The organism is Corallococcus sp. CA053C (assembly GCF_003611675.1).
Lineage (GTDB): Bacteria > Myxococcota > Myxococcia > Myxococcales > Myxococcaceae > Corallococcus.
This window is the reverse complement of sequence record NZ_RAWA01000345.1, coordinates 1-10,709: the sequence shown is the minus strand read 5'-3', so window position 1 is coordinate 10,709 and position 10,709 is coordinate 1. Positions and strand designations below refer to the sequence as shown.

Here is a 10,709-nt window from a genome sequence, read left to right as displayed (position 1 = left end):
AGCGCTTCCACCGCGTGGAGACCTCGCGGGGGCGCACGCACGAGGGCACTGGCATTGGCCTGGCGCTCATCCAGGAGCTGGTGAAGCTGCACGGCGGCACGCTGGGTGTGCGGAGCGTGGAGGGCGGAGGAGCCCTGGGGCGATGTGGAAGCGTTCGCGCGTGGACATCCTTTCCGCATGCGCCTCTGGATCGCCATCGTCGCGGGATTGAGCCTTGGGCAGACACAGGACGTGCCCCCGACGCCTCCGGAAGATCCGTCCGTGAGGGACCCGGCCGCCGCCGCCCTGCAGGACGCCTATGAACAGGCAGCAGACGAGGCGGCTGGCGCGCGGCCTCCTCAAGGCTATGTCATCCAGGGCCCGGTGGATTCAATCCAGGGGGGCTACGACTTCACGCCGCTTCTGCCCGATGGCACCGCGCCCCTCACGTCCGGTGAGGCCGCCACGCAGCAGTCACAGGCCCCCGTGGCTCCGCCTGTTCCCACCGTCTACGAATCGCAGACATCCTCCAGCGGAACGGCCGCCACGGAAGACACGTCCGGGCAGGAGGCAACGGGCACAGGCGGCGCGGGCGCGGCGGGAACCACGTCGACCGTGGGAGGGAGCACCGCGGGCCAGTCCGAGACGGGCGCGGGTGCCGCGGGAACGGCGCCCACCTCCGGCCCTACCAATACCCGCGCGCCGGGCGTCGGTGGCACCGTGGACACGGGCGCGAGCTCTACGGGCCCCTCGTCCGAAGTCGCGCCGAGCGTGACAGGTGAAGTCCCGCTCGATTCGTCGCGGGTGACGGTGCAGGAGCCGACGACCGGAGCCGCCTCTCCTTCTGGAGCCACCCCTCCCGCGGGGACCGCGACCGGTGGATCCGGCGCTGCTGGGACTTCGGGCACCGCAGCGCCGACTCCGGGGGGCGGCCCGTCCGCGGCACCGACCCAGGCGCCGCAAGGCACGGCAGCCGGTACCCCCAACGCGACGCAGCCCGCCGCTTCCCCCGCCGCGTCCAACGAAGAGCTGAGGCGCCTTCGTGCGCGCGTGGCCGAGCTCGAGCAGGAGATGGAGGCACGGGACGCCGTGGCCACCGAGCGCACACAAGCCGTGCAGTCCCAGGTGGATGAGCACGAGCAGCGCGCCTACGAGACCGAACGGGCCCGGCAGCAACGGCTGGCGCGCCTCCAGTCCGCGGGCCAGTGGATGCTCGCGGCGGATCAAGCACTGGAGCAGGGCGAGCTGGGCGTGGACAACGCGCTGGGCATCGCCGACCAGGACTTCTCCGTGGTGCGCGAGAGCGCTTCGTCCGCCGGGCAGGGCATGGTCGTCGTCTACTCCGAGCGCATCCGCGCGCAGATTGCCCTGGCCCGGGATGCCGCCAGCAACCGGGACGTGTACGGCGCGCGCATCGCCCTGCAGACCGCGGGCGAGCAGCTGCGGCTGGCGCGCGCCGCCACCCTGGAGCGGTCGGGCGCGTCCAACACCCTGCTCAATCCGTGAGGCGGGGGGTGGCCTGCGCCGGAGCGGCCGCCGGTCTCGCAATGAGGTAGCCCTGCACGAAGTCCACGCCGTGCGCGCGCACCCACGCCAGCTCCTCGGGGGTTTCGATGCCTTCGGCGACCGTCTTGATGCCGAGCTGCCGGGCGATCTCCAGCAGCTTCTCCACGATGGACGCCTTGTAGGGATCCACGTGGACGTTGCGCACCAGCTCCATGTCCAGCTTCACGATGTCCGGACGCAGCTGGTGGATGAGGTTCAGCGACGAGTAGCCCGCCCCCAGGTCATCCAGCGCGACCTTGAAGCCCGCCTCCCGGTAGAAGTTGACGATGGAGCGCAGGTGTTCGGCGTTCGCGGCGCGGTCGGATTCGATGATCTCGAAGACGACGCGCTCCTCGGGGATGCCAGCCTCGCGGATGGCCGCCACCGTGGAGCGCAGGCAGAAGGCGGGGTCGTAGATGGCCGTGGGCGTGAAGTTGATGAACAGGTGCGTGCTCAGCTGGTGGCGCACCGCCTCGCGGATGGTGGTGGTGCGCGCGGCCAGGTCCAACTGGAACAGCAGATCCGCCTCGCGGGCCGTGTCCAGCATCCGCCCCGGGGACACGAGCGCGCCCTGGCGATCCAGCCCGCGCATCAGCGCCTCGTGCGCGAAGATGCGGGAGGTGTCCTGCGCATGGACGATGGGCTGGAAGAACGTGGTGAGGCGCGACTCCGCCAGCATGTCCACCAGCCACCCCGACTGCTGCAGCATGGTGATGCGCTGCAACGAGTCCACGCGCGGGAAGTCCGCCATCCCCGGCTCCGTGTCACCGGAGACGAAGAGGGCCCGCGTGCCCCGGACCTCCTCCGCCGTCAGCACGTCGGGCAGGTGCTGGGAGAGCTGCGCAAGGCCACCCTCCCCCATCCCCACCACGACACAGCGCGCCTCGGTGCGCAGCTGGTAGGCCCCGCCTGACTCGCGCAGGTGCGCCACCAGCTTCCCCAGGCTGTGGCCCAGCGGCGGCCACAGGAACAGCCGCCCCGGTCCTTCGGGCGGCTCAGGCAGGGTCTGGCAACGACCACATCCGTTCACCTGCGTCATGGTGCGGTCCTGGCCTCACGGCGTATGGCGGAAGATCATCAGTCCGCGCGTCGTCTCCCAGCCGTACACCAGCCCCTCCGCGACGTGAACGCCCTGGAGCCCCTCAAGGTACGCCAGTCCACGATCCGGATCCGCTTCACTCCAGGTGTTGAAGTACCCGGCCGGCTTCGGCGTCCCCAGCGTGGAGACGTCGTAGACGCGCAGGCCGTCCTGGTAGTTCGCGACGTAGAGCATGGTTCCGGACAGCGCCATGCCTCCCAGGGAGGCCTCCGGCCGCAACGTCAGCTCACCGCGCTGGACGATGGCCTCCGGGTGGCTGGCGTCCAGCACCAGCAGCGACGAGCCCCACGCGTCCGACCCCTCGAACACGGTGCTGACGCCGCCAATCTTCCCCACGGCCAGGGCGCTCGTGGAAGCACCGCCGAAGCGGCCCAGCAGCTTGGGCGCCTTGGTCGCCTGCACGTTCGCGACGTCCGTCACCGACACGCCGTAGCTCCAGTTGCTCACGTACAGGCGGCTGTCCTGCACCGCCAGCCCGTAGGGGTACTCGCCCAGGGACGCCGAGGAGCCCTCCACCGTGTAGCGCACCACGAGCGTCGGCGCGGACGGCTGGGTCACGTCCAGGACGATGATGTCCGAGCGGGGCTTGGGCGACGCCACGTAGAGCAGGTTGCCCTCCTTCGCCAGCCCGTCCACCCGCACCGTCACGTCCGCGAGCACGGTCTTGGTGCAGTCGGGGACCGCCGGGTTCGTCAGGTCGCAGATGCGCAGGCCCTTGGCGTACGTGCCCAGGTAGAGCGTCGTGCCGGAGATGAGGCCGGTGGTGAGCGCCTCGTCGTCGTACCTCTGCTGGGAGACCAGGGTCGGGTGCGCGGGGTCCTTCACGTCGTAGATGAACAGGCCCTCCTCGCGCGCCATCACGTACGCGTAGCCGCCCGCCGCCACCACGCCCGTGACCCGGCCCTTGGGCGGAACGACCTCGCTCAGCAGTTCGACATGGTCAGCGACGGCCTCGCCCGCGCGACGCTCGACGCGCGTGGCGGTAAAGGTGCCCTGGCGCGAGTTCGCGCCGTTGACGCACACGCGCACCACGCCCAGGACCTGCCCCGGCCCGGTGGCCTTGCAGCCGGCGAACGCGTAGCGCAGCGCGCTGCCATCCGCGGCCGCCACGTCACTGGCCAGGTAGAAGGAGTCCGGGGTGATCTGCTTCGTCGTCATCGACAGGCCGATGAGCAGCGGATCCCCGGGGGAGAAGCGGATGGAGGACGGCCCCACGACACCGTCCTCGAAGACGACGTTGGTGTTCCAGATGCCTTCAGGTTGGACGACGCTCAGCGTCGAGCGGTCACAACCCGACAGGTCGATGGCTTCAACCTGACACTCGGCTTTGTTGTCGTTGTCGTTGCTATTGCCGCAGCCGACGGCAAGGAACACGGTGGCAGCCAGGAGGGGGAGACGGTTCATTCCCTCCTCCATACCGGGCGACCCCGACCCGAGCCAAGTCCCCCGCCACCCACCGGGGGACGAAACCCCGGACGTCCACCGTCACGCAAAGAAACAAATGAACCGCTTGTGCGTTGGCGATGGGAGAGGGAGCCTGCCACCGGGCCCCTGATACGCCTGTCTCCTCGCCTTACGAGGTGCTTTTTGAACCCCCGTTCGCACGTGGTCGCCGTGCTGCTGGCCCTGCTCCTGCCGGAGTTGGCGCTCGCCCAGGTCTTCGTCGTTCCCCGTCGCGCGGGGAAGACCCCCGTCAACAGCTACGAGTTCGAGTGGCGCCACATCGACATCCTCGTGGGCCCTGGCGCGACCGGTGTCGCCAAGCCCGATGAGCACACCCCGCATGATCAGCCGCCCGGCACCCAGGGCGGCGCGCTCCCCAACGCGCCCGCCACGTCGCCGCAGACGGGCAGCACGCAGTCGCCGCCAGGAGGGCCGGAGGTCACGCCCTCCGGCCAGGTGACCCCGCCGTCGCAGGGCATGGGCAGCAGCGCGGTGCCGGGTGGCGTCGCGCTCGACATGGGACGGTCGGACGGGGGCAGCGGTCCCCCCAGTGTCCCCGGTCTGCCGGACGGCGGCATCCCGCCCCCGGGCGTGGTGGCCCTGGCGGACGGCGGGCTCGCGGGCGACGCGGGCGCGCTCACGGGCGCCACCGTCACCACCGCGGACGGCGGGACGGGCGGGTACGCCGGCGCGCCGCTGCTGCTGGGCGACGCGGACGGAGGCTTCAACTACACCTACGCGAAGGACCTGGGTACGAAGACGGGCGGCGTGCGCTTCTACTTCTACGAGCGCGAGCGCCAGGTGGCAGAGCGCGCCGCGCCCATCATCGAGGAGGCGTACCGGTACCTGGTGGATCAGTTCAAGTACGTCCCCACCGAGACGTTCCCGTACATCCTCTACAGCAGCTACGCGGAGTTCCTCCAGACGAACGTGTTCGCGGTCTCCGAGGGCACGCTGGGCGTCACCAGCACCGAGGACCTGAAGCTGTCGCTGCCCTACCTGGGCGACCACCACCTCTTCGAGGAGATCAGCTCCCACGAGATGGCGCACCAGTTCACCATCCAGAAGGTGCGCACCGTGGCCGAGCAGGCCAAGGTGTTCGGGGATCCGCTGGGCGGCTACCCGCTGTGGTTCATCGAAGGGCTCGCCGAGTTCTACGCCAAGCGCGGGTTGGATCCCGAGGCGGAGATGATGGTGCGGGACCTTCTGGTCAACCCGGACCTGATGAAGGGCTACGCCTTCCTCGACTTCTTCTCCCCCGGGCCCTACGGCTACCTGTGGATCTACAAGGTCGGTCAGGCGCGCGTGGCCTTCCTGGAGGAAGAGTACGGCGCGGGCATCACCCAGCGCCTGCTGGAGGAGGCGCCCCGGCTGGTGGGCGGCTCGCGCGACGCGCCGTCGCTCAAGTTCGAGGAGCTGCTGGAGCGGCTCACCGGGGATGATCCCAAGCGCATCTCCGCGCGCTTCGAGAACTGGCTCAAGCGCCGGGCGTTCAAGACGTACCTGGACTCCGCGCAGACGGCGCCCGCGCTGGACTCGCTGGCCGAGACGCCGGGCATCGTCACCGCGATGGCGAGCGGTCCGGACGGCAACGTGCTGGCGCTGCGCACCATCGTGCCGGAGACGGGCGAGAGCCGGCTGTACCTGATGGATCCGCGCAACCCGGAGAAGAACGTGAAGGTGGCGGGCGACGGCGTGCCGGGCGTGGAGTCGCTGCACCCGGTGTCGGGGCGCAACTTCGCGCTGACGAAGGACAAGCTCGCGTTCGTGGCGGAGCGCACCGGCCGCGACGTGCTGTACGTGCAGGACTACGTGCACCTGCAGGAGAAGAAGGCCACGGACGTGCTGGTGAGGCGTTCGGCCATCCGCACCGGCGTCGGCCGGGAGGTGGGCTTGAGCGTCAAGTTGGAGCTGGGCGACCGGCGCGAGTACCGCGTCGACCGGCAGGGCGTGCTGGCCATCTATTCGCCGGCCTTCTCGCCGGACGGACGCTACCTGGCGTTCATCGGCATCAACGACTCCGGTCTGCGCGACGTGTACGTCATGGACCTGTCGCAGGGCACCGACGCGAAGCCGCGGCAGCTGACCAACGACGTCTTCGCCGAGCGGCAGCTCACCTGGGGCCCGTCCGGCATCATCTACACGTCCGACGCGACGTCGCACCGCAAGTACAACCTCTTCCGCGTGAAGGCGGACGCGCCCGCGGGCCAGGCCGAGCGCCTCACCAGCGAGGAGCGCGACGAGTCGGATCCGCTCGCGCTGCCGGACGGGCGCGTGTTCTTCGTGGCCTACAACCAGAGCAGCTCCGACCTGCACGAGCGGCTGGCGGACGGGCGCATCGTGCGCCGCACCGACCTGACGACGGGCGTCTTCGAGCCGGGCCCCGGCCCCGACGGCGGCCTGTGGATGCTCTTCCACATGTCCGGTGAGCGGAAGCCGTCGCTCCTGCGTCCGCCGCGCATGCTGTCGCTGGAGGATCCGAAGGAGCCGCAGGCGGATCCGCCGGCCCCCATGGCGCTCCGGCCGCTCACGGAGGCGCTGAAGTACCGGCCCTTCACGCGCGAGAACATCGAGCTGGGGCCCATCTTCGGCTTCGCGGGCGCGGGTGGCGGCGGCTTCGTGGGCCAGGTGTTCGCGTCCGCGTCGGACCGGCTGCGCGACCACCAGCTCGTGCTCACGCTGGCGGTGTACGGCTCGTTCGAGTTGACGGACGGCCTGCTGCTCTACATCAACGACGAGAAGCGCTCCACGTGGGGCGGCGGTCTGTTCCAGTCGCTGCGCTTCCGCATCGACAAGACGTTCGACAACCTGCCGGCGGATCAACGCCCGTTCTTCATCTCGTCGGAGCGCTACTTCGGCGCGCTGGGCAGCCTGCGCTATCCGCTGAGCACGTTCTTCTACGTGCAGGGCGACCTGAGCGTCGGCGGCACGAAGTACTTCCTGGACGACTTCAGCGAGTTCTACCTCGCGTTCCCGGAGCGCAACGAGGCGAACGCGGAGCTGTTGTCCGCGTGGCGCGCGCAGAACCAGCACATCCGCTTCCAGACGGAGCTGAGCGGGCGCATCGGCTACGACAGCATCAAGTACCACTACGCGACGGGGCCGCTCTCGGGCAGCTCCGTGCTGCTGGAGGCCACCGCCGGCGTGCAACCCTTCGACTCGCAGGCGTACGGCAACCTGCGCCTGGACGCGGAGCGGTACTTCCCCATCTACGGCCGCACCAACTTCTTCGCCCGCGTGGGCGCGGGCACGACGGTGGGCGGCCGCTACGCGCGCTCCTACTACCTGTCCAGCTTCGACACCCTGCGCGGCGTGAACTTCGGCGACGAGCGGTGGCTGCTGGGCCAGCACTTCGTCTACTCCACGCTGGAGGCGCAGCTGCCCCTCAACGACATCATCCGGGTGGCCTTCCTGAGCGACCTGGAGGCCATCGCCGCCGTGGACATGGGCGGCGTGGGTGACGGGGCGAGGGACCTCTGGGACCACCGCGTGCTCAACGCCGTGGTGGGCTTCAACCTGTCGCTGGGGCCCCTCCTGTTGCGGCTGCACTTCGCGAAGCCGTTCGACATCAATGCCGCCTTCGGCAAGCCCGACGAGGGCTGGGTGACGAACTTCTCGCTCGGCGTCGCCGGCCTCAACGGCTTCTTCGACCAGAAGGACACCGGCAAGAAGGCGGTCGCGACCCCACAGGGCATGGCCTTGATGCCCTCGCTGGGCGGCGGCTACACGACGCCCCTCGTGCACTGATGAAGCAGGGCCCCCGGAGTCACCGGAGCCTGGGGCCCTTCAGGACTGCGCGGCGACGAGGGCGGCGTTGGCGCGAGCCAGCGGCCCCCCGTCGTTGGGGATGCGCTCGAAGTCTCCGCGCAGGGCCTTGATGGCGAACTTCTCCAGGTCGATCTCCCGGCGGGTGCGCACGCCCCACGCGCGCACCAGCGCGGACAGGGGCCCGAAGCCGGTGATGCCCTGCTGAAGCAGGAGGGCCAGCGTCACCCCGCTGACCACGCGCCAGCCGTGGCCTCCCTTGCTCCCCACGAGCAGGCCCAGGAGGGCCAGCGCGGAGCCGCCCACCGCCACGGCGCGGTGCATCTCCCACTCGCGCTCCAGCTTCTGCAGGTACTGGCTCATCTCCGCGCGGTCCGCCCGCTCGGCCATGCAGCGGACGCACTCCTCCACATGGGCGTCGATGCGACGGTTCACCGTGGATGGCGCATGGGTGCGCGCGGCATCGGACGAGGTCTGGTTCCAGGACTCCATCGTCGCTCTCCTGAGTGGCTCGCCTGCGAGGCTCGGGAAGACGGACCCGGGCCGTCCTCCAGCCTGCTCCGAGGAAGCTAGGGCTGGCGGACGCGTCCGTGCACAGGCCGCCCCGGGAGCGCCTTCGCCCGGCTGCTCCCCCGGGGGAACGCCCGCTGTGCCGCCCGCGGAGGGCGGGCAGGCAGGCGTGGGGACGGTTCAACGCGGCCCGGCAAGGGAAAGACTTTTCCCCATCCAGGGCGGCGTCCACACCTTGCGTGTCCTTCGCACCCACCCTCCAGGGCAGGTAGGAGGCCCCCCGGCGCCGCGCTCGGGAGGCATACGGCTTGCTCCAGGAGCGGGGTGATGATGCGTCCAAGACTCCTGCTCAGCCTCTCGATGTTGCTGGCGGCCTGTGGCGCCGGCACGTCGAACCCGGATGTTCCACCTCCCACCGTGACGGATCCCGGCATCACGGATCCCGGCACGACGGACCCCCAGGGCGAAGTGAAGCCGCCGCCGGTGGATCCGCCGCCCGGGAAGCCGCCGCCGGTGGATCCACCTCCCGTGGACCCGCCGCCCGTGGATCCGCCTCCCGTTCCGGAGGTGGAGCGGCCCTTCACGCTGCCCAAGGTCCAGACGTCGCTGGCGGAGTACGAGCTGATCATCCCCGCGGAGGCGATGGCGAAGTTCCAGGCCGACCCGTGGACGCCGGAGCAGGACGCGACGTTCAAGGTCAACGGCCTCTCCAAGGTGGTGAAGGTGCGGCTGCGCGGGGCCTCCGCGCGGTTCTTCGAGAAGAAGAGCTGGAACGTGGCCTTCGCGGACAAGGACTCGTTCGAGGGCCGCACGTCGCTCAACCTGGTGGCCGAGTACGCCGACGCGTCGATGCTGGCGGAGAAGCTCTCCTACGACCTGCTGACGGCGATGCGGGTGCCGGCGTCCACGGCGAGGTTCGTGCGGCTGAAGGTGAATGGCCAGTACGAGGGCGTGTTCCTGGAGGTGGAGCAGATCAACAAGGCCTTCCTCAAGGCGCACGCGCTGCCGGACGATGACGCGTCCATCTACCGCGCGGGCTGGAAGGACACCGAGTTCAAGACGTGGAAGGTGCCCTACCAGGGCGACTGGGTGAAGAAGACGAACGAGAAGGAGCCCAATGACGCGCTCTGGGCGGTGCTGGACGTCATCAACCACACGCCGGAGCCGCAGCTCATCACCGCGCTGGAGAAGAACCTGGAGGTGGAGTCGTACGTGCGCTCCATGGTGTTGGACGCGCTGATGTCCAACAACTACGTGGAGGACTCGGAGAGCTACTTCCTGCGGGACAAGATCACCGGCCGCTGGCGCTACGTGCCGTGGGACCTGAACAACGTGGACGCGCGCTGGTGGTACGTGAACGGCGTGGAGGACATGAAGACGAGCACGAACAACATGAAGCACCCGTTGTTCAACTTCACGCTGCTGGATGGCTGGGTGGAGAAGATGTACCAGCAGCGCAAGCTGGAGTCGGGCAGCTACCCGGGCTACCTGCCGGTGTTCTCCAACCTGGGCACGCGCGTGGTGATGAACCCCGTGCTGCGCGCCCGGCTGGAGGCGCGGCTGGACAAGGCGCTGGAGGAGCTGTTCACGCCCGAGGTGATGAACCCATACATCGACCAGCTCCATGCGCTCATCGATGCGTCCATGAAGGCCGACCCGTACATGGACTACGCCCGCTTCAGCGCGGGCAGGGACTACATGAAGCGCTTCGTGCAGGTGCGGCGGGACTTCGTGCGGAAGGAGCTGAAGCGGCTGGCGGCGGAGCAGTCCACGCTGGTGCTGGAGGGCTTTGATCCGCGCGCCGGCTGGGTGGAGGTGGTGAACCACGGCACGCAACCCGTGTCGCTCCAGGGCATGACGCTGACGACGAACCTGCGGGTGAGCCTGGCGGCCAGTGACCATGCCCCCACGCAGGTGAAGGCGCCCACGGGTGCGGTGCTGGGCAACACGACGGTGGCGCCGGGGCAGACGGTGCGGCTGAACGCGTCCGCGCTGGGCATCACCTTCCCCGCCGAGGGCGAGGTGGGCCTGTTCGACGGCAAGTCGGTGGTGGGCGTGAAGGACCTGCTGTTCTACGGCGAGCTGCCCGCGGGCAAGCACTACGCTCGCGGGGAGAAGGGCTGGGAGGTGCGCTGAGGCGCGGTCCTCCGGGCAGCACGCCGTGAGCAGGAGTCGTGCGAGGCGGGCGGGGATGGGTTAGCAAACCCGGACCATGCCCGCCTCCCGCGTTCTGCGTGTTCTGGATGACCTGTTGCCGCACCGTGCTGGTCCCCTGCCCCGCGTGGCCGTCATTGGCGCGGGCGTGTCGGGGTTGACGCTCGCGCGGGTGCTGACGGGGGCGGGCTTCTCCGTGCGCGCTGTCTCTTAT

Annotated in this window: 6 protein-coding genes and 1 pseudogene; 4 read left to right on the top strand and 3 right to left on the bottom strand. The window is 69.7% G+C overall.

Annotation, left to right across the window (positions count from 1 at the left end):
• Positions 1-14: 14 nt before the first annotated feature.
• Positions 15-122, top strand: a pseudogene (locus D7V97_RS46855) (hypothetical protein); the annotation flags it as partial.
• Between the two features lie 55 nt (positions 123-177).
• The gene (locus D7V97_RS44330) at positions 178-1,485 is read left to right on the top strand and encodes a hypothetical protein (RefSeq protein ID WP_199729013.1); all 1,308 of its coding nucleotides are present in this window, start codon (positions 178-180) and stop codon (positions 1,483-1,485) included.
• Here D7V97_RS44330 and D7V97_RS32745 read toward each other — a convergent pair.
• A complete protein-coding gene (locus D7V97_RS32745) occupies positions 1,475-2,563 on the bottom strand; it encodes an EAL domain-containing protein (RefSeq protein WP_120614549.1) in 1,089 nt (362 codons plus the stop codon). The two genes, D7V97_RS44330 and D7V97_RS32745, sit on opposite strands and share 11 nt — an antisense overlap.
• 15 nt (positions 2,564-2,578) lie before the next feature.
• On the bottom strand, positions 2,579-4,027 hold the full coding sequence (locus tag D7V97_RS32740; RefSeq protein ID WP_158623504.1) for an LVIVD repeat-containing protein: 1,449 nt from the start codon (positions 4,025-4,027) through the stop codon (positions 2,579-2,581).
• Positions 4,028-4,210: 183 nt separating this feature from the next.
• Here D7V97_RS32740 and D7V97_RS32735 point away from each other — a divergent pair, with 183 nt between their 5' ends.
• A complete protein-coding gene (locus D7V97_RS32735; protein WP_120614547.1) occupies positions 4,211-7,813 on the top strand; it encodes a PD40 domain-containing protein in 3,603 nt (1,200 codons plus the stop codon).
• A 39-nt stretch (positions 7,814-7,852) separates the two neighbouring features.
• Here D7V97_RS32735 and D7V97_RS32730 read toward each other — a convergent pair whose 3' ends face one another.
• Positions 7,853-8,323: a hypothetical protein gene (locus D7V97_RS32730; protein WP_120614546.1), complete on the bottom strand. Its 471-nt coding sequence runs from the start codon at positions 8,321-8,323 to the stop codon at positions 7,853-7,855.
• Between the two features lie 345 nt (positions 8,324-8,668).
• Here D7V97_RS32730 and D7V97_RS32725 point away from each other — a divergent pair, with 345 nt between their 5' ends.
• The gene (locus tag D7V97_RS32725) at positions 8,669-10,477 is read left to right on the top strand and encodes a CotH kinase family protein (protein ID WP_120614545.1); all 1,809 of its coding nucleotides are present in this window, start codon (positions 8,669-8,671) and stop codon (positions 10,475-10,477) included.
• The last annotated feature ends 232 nt before the right edge of the window (positions 10,478-10,709 follow it).